The sequence below is a fragment of the Pseudomonas sp. YuFO20 genome, assembly GCF_035064975.1.
GTDB classification, from domain to species: Bacteria; Pseudomonadota; Gammaproteobacteria; order Pseudomonadales; family Pseudomonadaceae; genus Aquipseudomonas; species Aquipseudomonas putida_AE.
Genome location: NZ_JAXDEO010000092.1, coordinates 1 through 16,969 on the forward strand (window position 1 = coordinate 1; position 16,969 = coordinate 16,969).

Annotated in this window: 20 protein-coding genes and 1 pseudogene; 15 read left to right on the forward strand and 6 right to left on the reverse strand. The window is 61.9% G+C overall.

Features of this window, described 5'->3' with window-relative positions; genetic code table 11:
• Window positions 1-390: 390 nt before the first annotated feature.
• Together rhtA and SOP85_RS29245 are read left to right on the forward strand one after the other, a co-directional pair.
• On the forward strand, window positions 391-1,278 hold the full coding sequence (gene rhtA / locus SOP85_RS29240) for a threonine/homoserine exporter RhtA (RefSeq protein ID WP_323608121.1): 888 nt from the start codon (window positions 391-393) through the stop codon (window positions 1,276-1,278).
• A 170-nt stretch (window positions 1,279-1,448) separates the two neighbouring features.
• Entirely contained in the window at window positions 1,449-1,730 is a 282-nt protein-coding gene (locus tag SOP85_RS29245; RefSeq protein WP_274073281.1) for a hypothetical protein, read from the forward strand.
• Between the two features lie 15 nt (window positions 1,731-1,745).
• Here the strand turns inward: SOP85_RS29245 and SOP85_RS29250 are convergent, their stop codons facing one another.
• A complete protein-coding gene (locus SOP85_RS29250) occupies window positions 1,746-2,306 on the reverse strand; it encodes a TetR/AcrR family transcriptional regulator (RefSeq protein WP_323629167.1) in 561 nt (186 codons plus the stop codon).
• 93 nt (window positions 2,307-2,399) lie between these two features.
• Here SOP85_RS29250 and SOP85_RS29255 point away from each other — a divergent pair, with 93 nt between their 5' ends.
• Both SOP85_RS29255 and SOP85_RS29260 read left to right on the forward strand, forming a co-directional pair.
• Entirely contained in the window at window positions 2,400-3,128 is a 729-nt protein-coding gene (locus SOP85_RS29255; RefSeq protein WP_323629168.1) for an SDR family oxidoreductase, read from the forward strand.
• Between the two features lie 36 nt (window positions 3,129-3,164).
• Window positions 3,165-3,755, forward strand: coding sequence for a 2-hydroxychromene-2-carboxylate isomerase (locus SOP85_RS29260; RefSeq protein ID WP_323629169.1), 591 nt, complete (start codon window positions 3,165-3,167; stop codon window positions 3,753-3,755).
• A gap of 45 nt (window positions 3,756-3,800) precedes the next feature.
• On the opposite strand, the gene SOP85_RS29265 is transcribed toward SOP85_RS29260, so the two are convergent.
• The 4 genes from SOP85_RS29265 to SOP85_RS29280 all read right to left on the reverse strand — a co-directional run bounded on the left by SOP85_RS29265 (window position 3,801) and on the right by SOP85_RS29280 (window position 8,023).
• Complete coding sequence (locus SOP85_RS29265; RefSeq protein WP_323608116.1) at window positions 3,801-5,609, reverse strand: aminopeptidase P family protein; 1,809 nt, start codon at window positions 5,607-5,609, stop codon at window positions 3,801-3,803.
• A 64-nt stretch (window positions 5,610-5,673) separates the two neighbouring features.
• Window positions 5,674-6,831, reverse strand: coding sequence for an aminotransferase class V-fold PLP-dependent enzyme (locus SOP85_RS29270; RefSeq protein WP_323629171.1), 1,158 nt, complete (start codon window positions 6,829-6,831; stop codon window positions 5,674-5,676).
• Between the two features lie 206 nt (window positions 6,832-7,037).
• Window positions 7,038-7,652, reverse strand: coding sequence for a LysE family translocator (locus SOP85_RS29275; protein WP_274073275.1), 615 nt, complete (start codon window positions 7,650-7,652; stop codon window positions 7,038-7,040).
• A 101-nt stretch (window positions 7,653-7,753) separates the two neighbouring features.
• Window positions 7,754-8,023 (reverse strand): hypothetical protein, encoded by a 270-nt coding sequence (locus SOP85_RS29280; RefSeq protein ID WP_274073274.1) that lies wholly within the window; start codon window positions 8,021-8,023, stop codon window positions 7,754-7,756.
• Between the two features lie 131 nt (window positions 8,024-8,154).
• Here SOP85_RS29280 and SOP85_RS29285 point away from each other — a divergent pair.
• Window positions 8,155-8,253: pseudogene (locus SOP85_RS29285) on the forward strand (FMN reductase); the annotation flags it as partial.
• Here the strand turns inward: SOP85_RS29285 and SOP85_RS29290 are convergent.
• Window positions 8,253-8,618 carry an antibiotic biosynthesis monooxygenase gene (locus tag SOP85_RS29290; RefSeq protein ID WP_323629172.1) on the reverse strand — a complete coding sequence of 122 codons (366 nt, stop codon included), beginning with the start codon at window positions 8,616-8,618 and terminating at the stop codon, window positions 8,253-8,255. The pseudogene SOP85_RS29285 and the gene SOP85_RS29290 sit on opposite strands and share 1 nt — an antisense overlap.
• Window positions 8,619-8,713: 95 nt before the next feature.
• Here SOP85_RS29290 and soxR point away from each other — a divergent pair, with 95 nt between their 5' ends.
• The 10 genes from soxR (at window position 8,714) to SOP85_RS29340 (ending at window position 16,298) form a co-directional block, all read left to right on the forward strand.
• On the forward strand, window positions 8,714-9,181 hold the full coding sequence (soxR, locus tag SOP85_RS29295) for a redox-sensitive transcriptional activator SoxR (RefSeq protein WP_323629173.1): 468 nt from the start codon (window positions 8,714-8,716) through the stop codon (window positions 9,179-9,181).
• Between the two features lie 143 nt (window positions 9,182-9,324).
• Window positions 9,325-9,783: a VOC family protein gene (locus SOP85_RS29300; protein ID WP_274073271.1), complete on the forward strand. Its 459-nt coding sequence runs from the start codon at window positions 9,325-9,327 to the stop codon at window positions 9,781-9,783.
• Between the two features lie 275 nt (window positions 9,784-10,058).
• Complete coding sequence (locus SOP85_RS29305; RefSeq protein ID WP_274073270.1) at window positions 10,059-11,258, forward strand: PepSY-associated TM helix domain-containing protein; 1,200 nt, start codon at window positions 10,059-10,061, stop codon at window positions 11,256-11,258.
• Window positions 11,255-11,797: a thiamine pyrophosphate-binding protein gene (locus SOP85_RS29310; RefSeq protein WP_274073269.1), complete on the forward strand. Its 543-nt coding sequence runs from the start codon at window positions 11,255-11,257 to the stop codon at window positions 11,795-11,797. Before SOP85_RS29305 ends, SOP85_RS29310 begins: the two co-directional genes overlap by 4 nt.
• Window positions 11,794-12,123, forward strand: coding sequence for a hypothetical protein (locus SOP85_RS29315; protein WP_274073268.1), 330 nt, complete (start codon window positions 11,794-11,796; stop codon window positions 12,121-12,123). The genes SOP85_RS29310 and SOP85_RS29315 overlap by 4 nt, the downstream gene beginning before the upstream one ends.
• On the forward strand, window positions 12,120-12,692 hold the full coding sequence (locus SOP85_RS29320) for a DUF6162 family protein (protein WP_323629174.1): 573 nt from the start codon (window positions 12,120-12,122) through the stop codon (window positions 12,690-12,692). The genes SOP85_RS29315 and SOP85_RS29320 overlap by 4 nt, the downstream gene beginning before the upstream one ends.
• 35 nt (window positions 12,693-12,727) lie before the next feature.
• Window positions 12,728-13,654 (forward strand): metal ABC transporter substrate-binding protein, encoded by a 927-nt coding sequence (locus SOP85_RS29325; protein WP_274073266.1) that lies wholly within the window; start codon window positions 12,728-12,730, stop codon window positions 13,652-13,654.
• Window positions 13,651-14,496 carry a metal ABC transporter ATP-binding protein gene (locus tag SOP85_RS29330; protein WP_323608113.1) on the forward strand — a complete coding sequence of 282 codons (846 nt, stop codon included), beginning with the start codon at window positions 13,651-13,653 and terminating at the stop codon, window positions 14,494-14,496. The genes SOP85_RS29325 and SOP85_RS29330 overlap by 4 nt, the downstream gene beginning before the upstream one ends.
• Window positions 14,496-15,395: a metal ABC transporter permease gene (locus tag SOP85_RS29335; RefSeq protein WP_323629175.1), complete on the forward strand. Its 900-nt coding sequence runs from the start codon at window positions 14,496-14,498 to the stop codon at window positions 15,393-15,395. The genes SOP85_RS29330 and SOP85_RS29335 overlap by 1 nt, the downstream gene beginning before the upstream one ends.
• Window positions 15,396-16,298, forward strand: a complete 903-nt coding sequence (locus SOP85_RS29340) for a metal ABC transporter solute-binding protein, Zn/Mn family (RefSeq protein ID WP_323629176.1) — start codon at window positions 15,396-15,398, stop codon at window positions 16,296-16,298.
• Window positions 16,299-16,969: the final 671 nt, after the last annotated feature.

The following is a 16,969-nucleotide window of genomic DNA, read 5'->3' on the forward strand; positions in this document are numbered from 1 at the left end:
CAAGTGATATTTTTCAGAAGTTTTCAAGGAATCCTTAACAACTTCAACCACTTGCGCTTCAGATCTCTCGTCAGCGGGAGGCGAATTCTACAGCGTTACACGCTGCTGTCAACACCTCTTTTTCAACTCCCTGCTGGCTTCGATGAACTGAAGCAACCTGCTGTCAAAACTGCGTAACTCATTGTTTACCAAGGAGTTTTCCGTTTCGACTGCGCCGGAAGTGGGGCGAATTATAGGCTTCCAGAATCTGCCGTCAAGCACTGATTTGCGTTATCTATCGTGAGGAACAAAAACACTGCGTATATATAGATGCGTCGGCAGCGTTTGCGCAGTATATTGCTCAACACAAAATATAACACTTCAGCTCCATACCTCGGACGGTGCCTCTCAATGAACGATCAGCCGCGCAGCCTTGCCTCGACCCTGTTTTCGGTCGGCCTGCTATTAATAGCCATGGCATCGATTCAGTCGGGAGCCTCACTGGCCAAAAGCATGTTCCCCATTATCGGCGCCCAGGGCACCACCACCCTGCGCTTGACCTTCGCCAGCGTGATCATGGTGTTGCTGCTGCGCCCATGGCGGGCCAGGCTCACCGCAAAATCACTGCGCACCGTGATTGTCTATGGCATGGCACTGGGCGGCATGAACTTCCTCTTCTATATGTCCCTGCGCTCGGTTCCCCTGGGTATCGCGGTCGCGCTGGAGTTCACCGGACCATTGGCCGTTGCCATCTACGCTTCACGCCGCGCCATCGACTTCCTGTGGATCGCCCTGGCCGCTGTCGGCCTGCTGCTGTTGATACCGACGGGCGCAACGGCGCAAGGCATTGATCTGCTGGGGGCCGGTTACGCATTGGGGGCAGGTGTCTGCTGGGCGCTGTACATTCTTTTCGGGCAAAAGGCCGGTGCCGACAACGGCGTGCAGACCGCCGCCCTGGGCGTTGTGATTGCCGCACTGTTTGTCGCCCCGATCGGCATTGTGCATGCCGGCGCGGCGCTGTTGACCCCGGCATTGATTCCGATCGCCCTCGGGGTTGCCGTGCTGTCCACGGCCCTCCCCTATACGCTGGAAATGGTCGCCCTCACCCGCATGCCGGCCAGGACCTTCGGCACGTTGATGAGCATCGAGCCGGCGGTGGGTGCCTTGTCCGGTCTGTTGTTCCTGCAGGAATTCCTGTCTCTGTCACAGTGGATGGCCATCTTGTGCATCATCCTGGCTTCCGTGGGCGCCACCATGACCATGGGCAGTAACGCCAAGCCCGCCGTTGCAGCCGATTGAGGGGCGGATTTGCATAGACTCTGGTAATTGCCGCGCAATTAGGCCATGTTTAGGCCCGCAACCCAGTGCCAGAAATGGATTTTTTCAGGACAGGGGCCTCAAAACGCTTCATGCGTAAAGCGAACACTGCCAGACCGGGCGATAGATCCGGGAACGCTACAAGGATAGCAATGAAACGAATTTTGATACTGATCGCCGTTCTTGCAGTTGCGGGCTGCGCGGCGACCGCCAAACCCCAGACCAAACACGGCAAGAAAGGAATCCATATCAACTGTTCGGGGCTGTCGTCCTCATGGGACCAGTGCTACTCCAGCGCCGCCCACTCGTGCGCCCCCAAGAGCTACAAGGTCATTGCCAAATCCGGCGACGCCGTTGAAGAACCGGGTGATTATCTGTTCGGGATCAACCCCGCGGGCTACACCAGCCGCAGCATGATCGTCATCTGCAAATAATCTGCAGCCATCCTGTCAGGCCCTCGGGCCTGCCAGCTGGCGGCCAATCTCCTCATGACTGGACTTCAGCACCTTGCGCTGCAGCTCCGGCGTGGCGAGCATTCGCGCCACCACCAGTGCACCGACGCATTGCGACAGAATCGCCCAGGCCAGGCTGTCGCTCTCCAGCACCTGCGCCCAACGCTCCTGAAGCTGGCAGATCCAGTGCTCAGCCTGCTGCCTGATCAGTAGATCCGAGCGGGCAATCTCGGCCCCCAACGCCGGTAGTGCACAACCGGTTTCCGGGTGCTCGACGTGGGACATGCTCAGGTAGAGCTCGAGACAACGTTCGAATTTGTCGCGATCCTGGTCAGCCCCCAGCCGCTCCAGGCTTTGCCGCAGCTCACGCTCGACAATGGATGCGAACAACTCGTCCTTGGACGCGAAGTGACTATAGAACGCCCCGCCACTCAAACCGATGGCCTTCATCAAACCGTCGACACCTACCGTGGAAAAACCCGATTGCTTGGCCGACACCGCGCTGCTTTGCAGCAGTTTCTCTCGGGTTTCCAGCTTGTGACTGGCTGAATAACGCATTGTCCTTACCTCTGGTTCGATCATCTTGACGCCTGTCGAATCGTAGCATAACGTTCGTTTAGTTAACGATCGTTTACTAAAGAGGTCCAGGCAATGAATAACAAGAAGGTCGTACTGGTTGTCGGCGCGGGGGATGCCACGGGTGGCGCCATTGCCAAACGCTTTGCACAGGAGGGATTTGTTGCCTGCGTGACCCGGCGCAGCGCGGACAAGCTCCAGCCTCTGGTCGATGCCATCAATGCAGCCGGCTGTGAAGCCCACGGCTTCGCCTGCGATGCCCGCAAGGAAGACGATGTGGTTGCACTGGTCGAGCAGATCGAAAGCGAGATCGGCCCGATCGAAGCGTTCGTGTTCAATATCGGCGCCAACGTGCCTTGCAGCATTCTCGAAGAAACCGCCCGCAAGTATTTCAAGATCTGGGAAATGGCCTGCTTCTCAGGCTTTCTCAATGGCCGGGAAGTGGCCAAGCGCATGGCCAAGCGGCAACGGGGCACGATCCTGTTCACCGGCGCCACCGCCGGTTTGCGCGGCGCCGCAGGTTTTGCGGCGTTTGCCGGCGCCAAGCACGGGATCCGTGCGCTGGCACAAAGCATGGCGCGCGAACTGGGGCCGATGAATATTCATGTCGCCCACGTCGTCGTCGACGGCGCCATCGATACCGATTTCATCCGTGACAGTTTCCCCGAGAAGTACGCGACCAAGGATCAGGACGGCATTCTCGACCCCGAACACATCGCAGAGAACTATTGGTACCTGCACAGCCAGCCCCGCGATGCCTGGACCTTCGAACTGGACCTGCGCCCCTGGAGCGAACGCTGGTAACCCCTCCCCTACAACAACAAAAAGAGTGCATCGACCATGAGCAAGATCGTGGAGTTCTATTTCGACCTGGGCAGCCCCGCCACCTACCTGGCGTACACCCAACTACCGAAGATCTGTGAGCAGACCGACAGCCAGCTGATCTACGTGCCCATCCTGCTCGGCGGTGTGTTCAAAGCCACCGGCAACGCTTCCCCGGCGACCATCCCTGCCAAGGGTCGCTACATGTTCATAGACCTGGATCGGTACGCCAAACGCTATGGCGTGCCATTGAAAATCAACCCGCACTTCCCGATCAACACACTGGTGCTCATGCGTGCCGTGACTGGTGTGCAGTTGCGCCAACCCGAGCGCTTTGCCGCGTTCATCGATTGCCTCTTCAAGGCACTGTGGATCGATGGTCGCAACCTCAATGATCCGGCCACTGTCGGGGCAGTATTGAGCGAAAACGGTTTCGACCCGGAAGAAATCCTGGCCCTGAGCGCTGACGAAGAGGTCAAGAATGCCCTCAAGGAAACCACTGAAAAAGCCGTGCAACGCGGCGTGTTCGGCGCACCGAGCATGTTTGTCGGTGATCAGCTGTTTTTTGGCCAGGATCGGTTGGATTTTGTCATCGAAGCCCTGAGTTAAAACCCGAGGCCCGGGCGCTGGAGACGGCGCCCGAGCTCAAGTCAATCAGATGGCCGCAGTACGGGTGTTCAACCACTCCAGCGCAGCGCCGTCGAGCAACGGGCTCAAACGCTCGCGCACTTCGGCGTGGTAAGCGTTGAACCACTGCTTTTCTTCCTCGCTCAGCAACGAGGTTTCCAGGCAGCGTGTGTCAATCGGGCACAGCGTCAGGGTTTCGAAACTGAGGAATTCGCCGAATTCGCTGGTGCCTGCCTCGCGGTTCATCGCCAGGTTCTCGATGCGCACACCCCAGCGGCCTGGACGATAGGTGCCGGGTTCGATCGAGGTGATCATGCCTGGCAGCATCGCGGTTTGCGGCGCGGGTGCAGCCTGGTAGGCAATCACCTGCGGACCTTCGTGAACGTTGAGGAAGTAGCCGACGCCGTGACCGGTGCCGTGGCCATAGTCGACGTTTTCCGCCCAGATCGGTGCCCGGGCGATGGCGTCCAGCAGTGGCGACAGGATGCCTTTGGGGAACCGCGCACGGGACAGCGCGATCACGCCCTTGAGCACCCGAGTGCAATCGCGTTTCTGTTCCTGCGTCGGCGTGCCGACCGCAACCATGCGCGTGATGTCGGTGGTACCACCCAGGTACTGGCCGCCGGAATCGATCAGCAACAAGCCGTCACCTTCGATCACCGCGTGCTCTTCTTCGGTGGCGTGGTAATGCGGCATGGCGCCGTTCGCGTTGAAGGCGGCAATGGTGTTGAAGCTCAGCGAAACGTAACCCGGCCGGCGTTCGCGCGCTGCGGTGAGTTTTTCGTCGATAGTCAGTTCGGTAATCCGCTCACGGCCCCAGGCCGATTCGAGCCAGGTGAAGAATTCGCACAGCGCCGCGCCGTCCTGCTCCATGGCCTGGCGGATGTGTTCGGCGTCGGCCAGGCTCTTCTGGGACTTGGCCAGGGTGGTCGGATTCAGGCCTTCGAGCAGTTTGACAGCGCTGTCGAGGTTACCCAGCAGGCCAGCCGTGACCCGCGCCGGGTCGACCAGCAGGCTCGCCCCCGCCGGCACAGCGCGCAGGGCCTCGGCCACTTCGCTGTAATCGCGCAAGGTCACGCCGTCCTGTTCCAGGGCCGCACGCAACGGCGCATCGACCTTGCTCAGCGCCACGAACAGTGTTGCCTGCTGCTGGCTGATCAAGGCGAAGGAAACGAACACCGGGTTGAAAGACACATCGCCGCCGCGCAGGTTGAACAGCCAGGCAATGTCATCGAGAGTGGCGATGAAATGCCAGTCGGCACCCCGTGCCTGCAGGGTTTCGCGCAGCTTGGCGAGTTTTTCGCCACGGCTGACGGTAGCCTGTGGCGGCAAGTGCTGATAGATCGGCTCGTTCGGCAGGCTCGGGCGGTCGCTCCAGACTTCGCTCAACAGGTCGATGTCGGTGCGCAGGCGTGCGCCCCGCTCTTCCAGCTTGCTGCCCAATGTGCGCGCGGAAGCCACCGCCATCACCGCGCCATCGACCGCGACCACGCCGCCTTGCGGGGTCTGCTCGGCCAGCCAATCCAGCGGCCCGGGTTGTCCCGGTTGCAGCTTGACCAGCTCGATGCCGCTGCCCTTGAGTTCCTTGCTCGCCTGTTCCCAATAACGGCTGTCGGCCCAGACGCCGGCGAAATCCGCGGTAACGATCAGGGTGCCGACCGAACCGTGGAAACCCGACAACCATTGGCGCCCTTGCCAGTAACCCGGCAGGTATTCGGACAGGTGGGGATCGGCGGACGGCACCAGCAGGGCATGGATGCCCTCCCGGCTCATCAGCTCGCGGGTTTGCGCCAGGCGCTGGGGCACTGACCCGGTGATCGTAAACTGCGTATTCATCGTGACTCCTGCTAACCACTCGTCATTATTGTTCGGTGCCGATCAAGGTCGGCACTTTGTTACCCTATTGCCAGAATGCCGGAGCACTGGCGCAGGCGGTTCTAATCAGCTGTACCGCTTGGTCGATATCCTGTTCGGTGGTGAAACGCCCCAGGCTCAAGCGAATGGTGCGACTCGCCGTACGGGCATCATGCCCCAGGGCCAGCAGCACATGGGAGGGCGCATTGCTCGCGGAATTACAGGCCGAGGTCGCGGAGAACGCCATCGAGGCGAGCAACACCGCCGAGTTGAACTCGCCTTCACTGAAGGTCAGGCTCAAGGTATGCGGGATGCGTTGAGTCAGGCTGCCATTGAGCCGCACGCCGGGAATGCTCAGCAATTGCTCGAGCAGGCGTTCGCGCAGATGCACGATCGAGGCTTTTTCTTCATCGAACAAGGCTGCCGCCAGGGCGAAGGCCGCGCCCATCGCGGCGATCTGGTGGGTTGCCAGGGTACCGGAACGCAGGCCGCCTTCGTGACCGCCGCCGTGGATCTGCGCCAGCAGGCGCTGCTGCGCACGCGGTCCGACATACAGCGCGCCGATGCCTTTGGGACCATAGAGCTTGTGCGCCGAGAAGGACATCAGGTCCACCGGCCACTGCGCCAGGTCGATCGCTACCTTGCCCGCGCCTTGCGCCGCGTCGACATGAAACAACGCATTGCGCCCGCGCACCACCTGGCCGATGGCCGGGATGTCGTTGACCGTGCCCAGTTCATTGTTGACCAGCATCAGCGACACCAGGAAGGTGTCCTCGCGCATGGCTTCGCGCACCGCTTGCGCGCTGATCAGGCCATCGGCGTCCGGCACCAGGTACGTCACCGCCACCCCGCTGTCCTGCAACTGTTTCGCGGTGTCGAGGATGGCCTTGTGTTCGATCTGGCTGGTGATGATGTGGCCGCCGGATACACCGCGGGCCTGGGCAACGCCCTTGAGGGCCAGGTTGTTGGATTCGGTGGCGCCCGAGGTCCAGACGATCTGTTCGGGCGTGGCGCCAACCAGTTCGGCGACCTGGCGCCGCGCCTGCTCGACCGTTTGCCGGGCCTGTTGGCCAAAAGCATGGGAGCTGGAGGCCGGATTGCCGAAGTTGCCGTCAAAGCCCAGGCACTCGACCATGATCTTGATGACGCGCTCATCCACCGGCGTGGTGGCGGCGTAGTCGAAATACAGCGGACGTTTATTCATAAAAGACTCGCAGAGCGTGTTCCGGGATCAGGAAGCTCATGACTGCAAACGGCAAGACGCAGCCTCATGAGCTGCGTGCTGTTTTCAGAAGGTTACCAATACCTGATCGGATGCCGTTAAAGAAGAACAACTTCATTTAAAAGTGCGTCGGAACGCTCCTGAAAAGCCAGCTTAACAGGCATCGGGCAAGCGGTTGAAGCAATGCGTCAGCTAAAGCTTTCGAGCAAGATCGGATACAGCGACGCCACCAGCAGCGCGGCCATGCCCCAATTGAACAGGCGCAACCAGCGCCGATCCTTGAGCACGTTGCGCAGCAGCGTGCCGCAAGCGGCCCAGACGCCGACGCTCGGCAGGTTGATCAGGGCGAACACCGCCGCAATCACGATCACGTTGGTGAAGTAGCCCTGCATGGGTGTGTAGGTGCTGATGGCACCGATCGCCATGATCCAGGCCTTGGGGTTGACCCACTGGAAAGCGGCGGCGCCCAGGTAGCTGATCGGCTTGGCCTCGCCTTTCGCGCTGTCGGAGACGGGGCCGGAATGGGCGATTTTCCACGCCAGGTACAGCAAGTATGCCGCACCGACGTAACGCAGCACCGTGTACAGCACGGGATAAGCCTGGAACACCGCGCCCAGCCCGAACCCTACTGCCACGACCAGCACGAAGAATCCGCAGGTGATGCCCAGCATGTGGGGGATGGTCCGTTGAAAGCCGAAGTTCACCCCGGAGGCCAGCAACATGGTGTTGTTCGGACCGGGTGTGATCGAGGTGACGAGGGCAAACAGGGCAAAGCCCAGCAGCAGATCGAACGAGAGTGTCATGGGTGGCAGTCCATCGGGGTCAGTCAGGTATTGACCCTATCGCGAACCTTGGGGGAAACCCATGGACAGTTAGGCGAAAGTTCGAGCAGTACAGTCTTGGCTCAGCTCGGGCGACCGTGCAGCTGTACAGCTCGCTCGGCGTTCATCTCGCCCTGTTTGTCGAAGCCAAATGTCTTCTGTGGCTGGCCGAGCAGTTCGGCTTTCTTCGCGTGGTATTCGTCGAAGGACAAGCCGCGACGATTCAGCGCCTCCAGCGCCAGTTCCCGGGTTTCTTCAGCGGTGTAGGGGCGCAATTCAGGGGAAACATGGCTGGCACATCCAGCGAGTACGGAGACCGCGAGCAGCAAGAAAGTGGCGATTAGAGGTTTCATTTTCGGCGTCCTGGCATCAGGTTCGGGGCAATGAACACAGGCTACTCGCGCCTTTATCCGAGCAGAAATCAACGCTCTCGATAGTGGCTATCGGGATTTTCCAATGCAGGCTTCATATGATGTAGCGTCCATTGAAAGTCATTGCCCTCTCCGGCGGTACCTGGCGCCTTTCGCGCACCCTGGTGCTGACCCAGGCTCTGCTGGCGCAATTAGCCGAGCAACTGTCGATCTAACCCGGCAGATTGCAGTGCAGCGCCTGATCGTGGCTGCGTTCCAGGCTGTGCAGCACCTGGAACGAGCCGAAGGTCACGGCCTTCGCCTGATGGGCGCGGATCAGCTGCCAGAAATCCTGTTCGCCGCTTTCAAACGCCTGAAACGCCGCCTCCCCCGCCTCACGGGTTTGCCATTGCAGGTAATTGAGCACCCGCCGACCGTCCTCGCTGGCCTGGATGCTGGCACTCAGAAAGCCGCTGTTGTACTGGGCCAGACGTTCGGTCTGCTGCGACAGCGCCGACACCAGCGCCAATTGTTGATGCGGTTCGATTTCGAATTCGATCAGTTGGGTGAAGCTGCGATGTTTGGCTGGCGCGTTCATGGATAGTCCCCACTCAGGTGCAAAGCGAATCTTGCGATCCGAAGACGTGCAGGGTAAAACCTCCAGTTAAGTCAAGGTCAAGGGGCATTTTTTAAATGATTACCTCGCAAAACTCCCATAAGGAGCTCAGCGTCGGCCAACTGGCGGCCCGCAGCGGCGTCGCGGTCACGGCGCTGCACTTTTATGAAACCAAGGGATTGATCAAGAGCAACCGCAACCAGGGCAACCAGCGCCGTTATCCACGGGAGATGTTGCGGCGGGTGGCGTTGATCAAGGTGGCCCAGCGCCTGGGCATTCCGTTGGCGGAGATCGGCGAGGCGCTCAAGGCCCTGCCGGACAATCGCGCACCGACGGCGGCGGACTGGCAGGTGATGTCGGCGCAGTGGAGCCGGGAGCTGGATGAGCGGATCAATCAGTTGACCTTGTTGCGGGACAAGTTGAATGGCTGCATTGGTTGCGGGTGTTTGTCGATGGAGGCGTGTCCGTTGCGTAATTTTGGCGATGTGCTGGGGGAGCGTGGGCCGGGGGCGCAGTTGCTGGAATCGGGGGTTGAGCCGAAATAGCGGCGCGGCCATCGCGAGCATCTTTTTGTGAACTTGAAACATTCCGAAGATCAAAATCAAAGGATCGCAGCCTCCTGCAGCTCCTACAATTGTTCGACTGGAGAGCGATCTTCAATCCACAACAAGAAAAGGGAGAACCCATCATGAGCGTTAAACCAATTCCAGAGGGTTATCACAGCATCACCCCGTACCTGGGCATTCAAAAAGCAGCCGAAGCCATCGATTTCTACAAAAAGGCCTTCGGCGCCATCGAGGTCATGCGCCTGTCCATGCCCGACGGCGGCATCGGCCACGCCGAACTGCGCATTGGCGATTGCCCGATCATGCTCGGCACTCCGTGCGATCAAGGGCCGCTGAGCAATCCCGACAACTCGCCGTCGGTGGGCCTGCACCTGTACGTGACCGATGTGGACAAGTCCTACAAACAGGCGATCGACGCTGGCGGCACCGTGGTTTCCGAGGTCAAGGACCAGTTTTACGGTGACCGCTCCGGGACCTTGAAGGATCCCTATGGGCATATGTGGTTCCTGGCCACGCGTAAAGAGGACCTGACCCAGGAGCAGATCGAGCAGCGGGCGAAGGAGATGTTCCAGCAAGGATGAAATATGCGGTGCCTGAGCGGCCCTCTTCGCGAGCAAGCTCGCTCCCACAGGGGATCTTCTGTGAACCGGTGGGAGTGGGTTTGCTCCTGGCGACGATAGCCTGGCGAAACACGAAACATTTTCTTTCATATCTCCCTTCCTGATTTAGGGTGCTCATCCGTCCTATATAGATGCAGTCCTGTCGCGTAGGCAAAAGCCACGACGGGACCTTCCATTGACCTCATCGCTGCGAAGCCCGTAGCAGAGGCCTTTCATCGATATAAGACGCCCTGATCATGTCGAAGAAATCCCGCTCCAAACTCTGGTTCCTGGTCCATAGCTGGCTGGCGCTGCCGATCTGGTTTTTCGTCCTGATCGTCTGTGTGACCGGCACGTTGGCGGTGGTCAGCCAGGAGATCGTCTGGCTGGCCAACCCGCAAATGCGCGCCAGCGCGCCTGCGGACGATGCGCCGCGGCTCAATTACGACCAGATCGTCGCCGCGATCAGGCAGGCCGAGCCCGACATCATCGTCGACAGCATCAGCCGCCCCGACGAATCGCACTTCGCCCTGGACGTCGGCGTCACCTACCCCGACGGGCGGGCGCTGACGGTGTACGTCAACCCCTACACCGGTGCCATTCAGGGCCCCGCGCCGCAGTTCAACTTCCAGGCCTTCACCCGTGCCCTGCATGGCTGGTGGCTGGTGCCGTTCACCAACGGCTACAGCTGGGGCTGGTACCTGGTGTCGTTCCTCAGCCTGCCGATGCTGGCGTCCCTGGTGACCGGGCTGGTGGTGTACAAGCGGTTCTGGAAAGGTTTTTTGCGTCCGACCCTGCGCATTCGCCATGGCGCGCGGATTTTCTGGGGGGATTTCCACCGTCTCAGCGGCATCTGGTCGATCTGGTTCATCGCGGTGATTTCCGTCACCAGCACCTGGTTCCTGATCGAGGCGTTCATGTTCGACAACCAGATTTCCATCTCCACCGCGCCGGTGGCTGCCGTGGTCCCGCGGGAAAGCGTGCCGCTCACCGCCGATGGGTCGCCCACGCCGATGATCAGCCTGGAAGCGGCGATCCGCGAGGCCAAGGCACGTATCCCGGGGCTCGACGAGAGTTTTGTCAGCATGCCGGCCAATGCCTACAGCTACCTGTCGGTGGGTGGGCGCAGTTGGTACCCGCTGATGTTCCAGACCGCTGACATCAACCCCTACACCGGCGAAGTCGCCGCCACGCGCCTGCTGTCGGACCGCTCGGGCCTGGAGTTCGTCACCGAATCCATGCGTCCGCTGCACACCGGTGATTTCGGTGGTATCTGGATCAAGCTGATCTGGTGCTTCTTCGGCCTGCTGTTGAGCATGATGGTGCTCAGCGGCCTGCTGATCTGGACCAAACGCACCGCCCTGGCCACGGCCAACGCCCTCAAGCGCAGCAACAAACGCCCGCGCAACGAGCCTGCTACGGCCAACAGCCGTGAAACCACGGAGGTCAGCCCATGAGCCAGGTCGCCACTCAAGCACCCCGTTCGACGCTAAGCCGCCTCTGGCACAAATGGCGTTTCCACATCAACGTCCTGCTGTTGCTGGTGCCGCTGGGCTTCATGCCCAAATACTTCGCCGATGCTGCGCTGTTTCGCGGTGACACGGGTCTGGGCGAGCGGGAAATTGGCGAAGTCCAGGTCGGCCCCTGGAGCCTGCGCCTGGCCGAACTGCGCAACGAAGCACCACGGCCCGATGGCCCGGCCGGCCACATGAAAAGCTTCAACGCCGCGCTGTGCGACAGCTGCCGCGAGCAGGTCAAGGCGACATACCTGCGCATCGGCAAGCCACGCAGCCTGCGCGCCGCCGGGGTGATTTTCTTCGGCACTCCGTACCGCATGGGCGCCATGCTGCCGATCCCGGAAAAAACCAAAGCCGACGCCGAACTGTGGATCACCATGGAAGGCTGGGACGGCTCCATGCACCAGGCATCCATTCCTCTGAGCCAGGCTTCCCCCGCCACCCTCGCCTGGCTGTCCACCCAAGGAGGCAAACCATGATCAACCCTCTTCGTCCTTTGCGCGCCGCGCTGCTGGTGCTCTGCGCCGGCTTCAGCGCAAGCGCCCTGGCCCACAACCCGATGTGCGAATGCAAGGCCATCGACGCCGAGCAGATCAAGTGCACCGGCGGTTTTTCCGACGGCAGTGGCGCACCGGGCGTGACCCTGGACGTGATCGGCTACGACGAAACCATTCTGGTGCCAGGCAAGCTCGGGGCCGACTCGACCCTGACCTTCAAGAAACCCGGGGCCGAGTTCTATGTGCTGTTCGACGCGGGCCCGGGCCATGTGGTCGAAATCGACCAGGCGGACATCGAAAGCCCATGAGTACGCCAACCACCCAAGTCGTCCGCCCGGCCGGTGCCGGCCACGAAACCCTCTACGTATTGCTGTTGTGCCTGATAATCCTGGCGGTGGCAGGTTCCGTGGTCGCCTGGCGTGGTGAGTCGCAGCAGGTGAGCAGCGTCAACAGTCATCAACTGGATGCCCGCCGCGACCTGAGCGCCTCCGAACAAGGCATCTACGCCGATCTGCGCGTGACCCTCGACGAGATTCACTTGCTGCGCCAGGAACAACAGACCCTGCCGACACCTGAAACCCTCGCCGATGAAGGCTTTGCCCCCTTTGCCCAGGACGCCAGTTCGGTCAGCCGCGGTGGTCATGCCTGGCAGTTGCTCGACGCCAGGGCGTACTTCGGACAGAGCCAGAGCACCACAGTGGCCGGCTCGTTCCTGATGCGCCTGAGCGCTGACGACGACGCGCCGGACATCTGGCTCAACCGCGCCACCGACCTCAAGGCCCCCGCCGACCTCAGCGATGCCACGCTCGAAGGCGCCGGCTGGCAGCAGATCGTCGCGCAATTCGATGCCGGCGTGACCCGCCAGCACCGACACTGAACCCTCGCCTTCCTCCGAGAGAAGACCGCTTTCCCATGCCTACTTCATCGCTACGTTCTTTCCTGCGCCTGTCACTGGTCGGCCTGCTGGCCTGCCTGCTGACACCCCTGGCCAGCGCCGACCAGGCCAAGCGCCTGCGCATCGGCATCACCCTGCACCCTTATTACAGCTACGTGGCCAACATCGTCGGCGACAAGGCCGAAGTGGTGCCGCTGATTCCCGCCGGCTTCAACCCCCACGCCTACGAACCACGGGCCGAGGACATCAAGCGCATCAGCGGGCTCGACGTGATCGTGCTCAATGGCGTCGGCCATGACGATTTCGCCGACCGCATGATCGCTGCCAGTGAAACGCCGAACGTGCCGGTGATCGAGGCCAACGAAAACGTGCCGCTGCTGGCCGCTACCGGCGTTGCCGCACGCGGCGCCGGCAAGGTGGTCAACCCGCACACCTTCCTGTCGATCAGCGCCTCGATTGCCCAGGTCAACAATATTGCCCGGGAACTGGGAAAACTCGACCCGGCCAATGCCAAGACCTACACCGAGAACGCCCGAGCCTACGGCAAGCGCCTGCGCAAGATGCGCGCCGACGCCCTGGCCAAGTTGACCGAGGCGCCGAACGCCGAATTGCGCGTGGCCACGGTTCACGCCGCCTACGATTACCTGCTACGCGAATTCGGCCTGGAGGTGACGGCGGTGGTTGAGCCGGCACACGGCATCGAACCGAGCCCGAGCCAGCTGAAAAAGACCATCGACCAGCTGCGTGAGCTGGACGTGAAGGTGATCTTCTCGGAGATGGACTTCCCTTCCACCTACGTCGACACCATCCAGCGCGAATCCGGGGTGAAGCTGTACCCGCTGTCGCACATTTCCTACGGCGAATACACCGCCGACAAGTATGAAAAGGAAATGACCGGCAACCTCAACACCGTGGTACGGGCGATTCAGGAGTCCGGGGCATGACATCGAAAGAAACCCTCCTGGCCGATGCGCAATCCCCTGTGGGAGCGAGCCTGCTCGCGAAGGCGTCCAGTCTGGCGACATCTTCATTGAATGACACAGCGCAATCGCGAGCAGGCTCGCTCCCACAGGTTTCGGGGCCGACCCTGGATTTCGCCGACGTCAGCCTGACCCTCGGGCGCACGACGATCCTCGACAAAGTCACCTTTCAGGTCCGCCCCGGTAGCGTGCATGCGCTGGTCGGCCCCAACGGTGGCGGCAAGAGTTCGCTGATCAAGACCCTGCTCGGGCAGATGCCGCACCAGGGCCGTTTGAGCCTGCAATGGCCGGGCGAGCCGGGGACGATCGGCTACGTGCCCCAGGCGCTGGAATTCGATCGTGGCCTGCCGATGACCGTGGACGATTTCATGGCTGCGATGTGCCAGCGGCGTCCGGCGTTCCTCGGTTTGAGCAAGCATTACGCAACGGCGATTGGTGAGGCGCTGGAGCGGGTCGGCATGCAGGACAAGCGCAAGCGGCGCATGGGTGCGCTGTCGGGCGGCGAACGTCAGCGGGTGTTGTTGGCGCAAGGGTTGATTCCAGCGCCGCAGCTGTTGGTGCTGGACGAACCGATGTCAGCCCTCGATGAAGCCGGCATCCGCGTATTCGAACGTTTGCTGGGCGACTGGCGGGCGGCGGGCATCACCGTGCTGTGGATCGAGCACGACCTGGAAGCGGTCGGGCGCCTGGCCGATCACGTCACCGGGCTCAACCGCCGGGTGCTGTTCGACGCCACGCCGCAACAGGCGCTGACCCCGGATCGCCTGCTGACGCTGTTTTCGACCCATCCACGGAGCCTTGCCTGATGAGTTACGAAGCCTTTCGCTTGATGGTCCAGGGCTGGGCCTCGTCGGGTTATCTGCCTGAGGCGCTGGCCTATGGATTTGTGGTCAACGCGCTGCTCGCCGGCTTGCTGATCGGCCCGGTGCTGGGTGGTTTGGGCACCCTGGTGGTGGTCAAGCGCTTCGCGTTTTTCTCCGAAGCGGTGGGTCACGCGGCGCTGACCGGCGTGGCCATCGGCATCCTGCTGGGCGAACCCTACACCGGGCCTTACGGCAGCCTGTTCGGCTACTGCCTGTTGTTCGGCATCCTGCTCAACTACCTGCGCAACCGCACGGGCCTGGCGCCGGATACCTTGATCGGCGTGTTCCTGTCGGTGTCGTTGGCGCTGGGTGCCAGTTTGCTGCTGATCCTGGCCGGCAAGATCAACGTGCACATCCTCGAAAACGTGCTGTTCGGTTCGGTGCTGACGGTCAACGGCAATGACCTGCTGGTGCTGGCCGTCGTCGGTTCGCTGGTCATGGCCCTGGCCTTGCCGCTGTACAACCGCATCATGCTCGCCAGCTTCAATCCGCAACTGGCGGCGGTGCGCGGGGTGGCGGTGAAGTCCCTGGATTACCTGTTCGTGATCCTGGTGACGCTGATCACCGTCGCCGCCGTGAAAGTCATTGGCGCCATCCTGGTCGGCGCGCTGTTGGTGATACCGGCCGCGGCCGCACGCTTGCTCAGCCAGTCGCTCAAGGGCTTCTTCTGGTGCTCGGTGCTGATCGCCACGGTGAGCACGCTGTGCGGGATTCTCGCGCCGATCGTCTTCGACCTGCCGATCCCGTCCGGTGCCGCGATCATCCTCGTGGCCGGTATCGCCTTCGCCCTGGCCGCCATCGCGCGCGGCGTCGTCCCCAGCCTCAAAGGGAACCTTGGATAAATGTCATTTTCTCTGCGACAACTGACCCTGGCCCTCGCCCTGTGCGGGCTCGCCACCACAACCTTCGGCGCTGACGGCAGCAAACCGCTGCGGGTGCTGGCCTCGTTGCCCATCACCTACGGCCTGGGCGAAGTGTTGCTCAAAGGCACTGACGTCAGCCTTGAACGCGCGGCGCCCGCCAACCTGCCGGGCAGTCGCCAGACCGCCTACTTCACCGGCCGTGGTGCCCCGGCGCTGGCTAAATTGGCGACCGACGCCGATGCGGTGATCGGCTTGCGTTCACTGTGGCCGGACGATCCGCTGTACCCGATCTCCCGGCGCAGCAACATCCGCATCATCGAAGTCGACGCCGCCCGACCGGTGGATGGTGCCCTGCCCGGCATTGCCGTGCAGCCGGGCAATCAGGTCGATGGCTTGAACAGTCAGCCGTGGCTGGCCAGCAACAACATGGGACGCATGGCCGACGTGATGGCGGCGGACCTGGTGCGCCTGGCCCCCACGGCCAAGCCTGCGATCGAGGCGAACCTGGCGGCGCTGAAACAGCGTTTGCTCAAGCTCAGCGCCGCCAGCGAAGCGCGCCTTGCGGCCGCCGACAACCTCAGCGTGATGAGTTTGAGCGATCACTTTGGCTACCTGATTGGCGGGCTCAACCTGGAGTTGGTAGGGCTGGATGCACGACCGGATGCCGAGTGGACACCTGAGGCACTGAAGACCTTGACGGCGACGCTCAAGGACAACGACGTGGCGGTGGTGTTGCATCATCGGCGGCCGTCGGACGCGGTGAAAGCGGCGGTCACCGAGGGTGGAAGTCGGTTGGTGGTGTTGAGTGTCGATGCTGCTGATCCGGTGGCCGAACTGGAAGGGGATGTGGATCTGGTGATCAAGGGATTGAGCGGCGCCTAACTGTAGGAGGACGCCTTCGCCGGCAAGCCGGGCTCCTACAGGTCCGCGGCGGCCACCGACTCACGTGCGGCGCAAAACATTGTAGGAGCTGGCTTGCCAGCGAAGAGGCCCTCGAGGACGCCTTCGCCGGCAAGCCGGGCTCCTACAGGTCCGCGGCGGCCACCGACTCACGCCCTGCACAACCCATTGTAGGAGCTGGCTTGCCAGCGTAGAGGCCCGCAAGGACGCCTTCGCCGGCAAGCCGGGCTCCTACAGGTCCGCGGCGGCCATCGATTCACGTGCGGCGCAAAACACTGTAGGAGCTGGCTTGCCAGCGAAGAGGCCCGCAAGGACGCCTTCGCCGGCAAGCCGGGCCCCTACAAGTCCGCGGCGGCCACCGATTCACGTGCGGCGCAAAACATTGTAGGAGCTGGCTTGCCGGCGAAGAGGCCCTCGAGGACGCCTTCGCCGGCAAGCCGGGCTCCTACAGGTCCGCGGCGGCCATCGATTCACGTGCGGCGCAAAACATTGTAGGAGCTGGCTTGCCAGCGAAGAGGCCCGCAAGGACGCCTTCGCCGGCAAGCCGGGCTCCTACAGGTCCGCGGCGGCCACCGATTCACGTGCGGCGCAAAACATTGTAGGAGCTGGCTTGCCAGCGAAGAGGCCCGCAAGGACGCCTTCGCCGGCAAGCC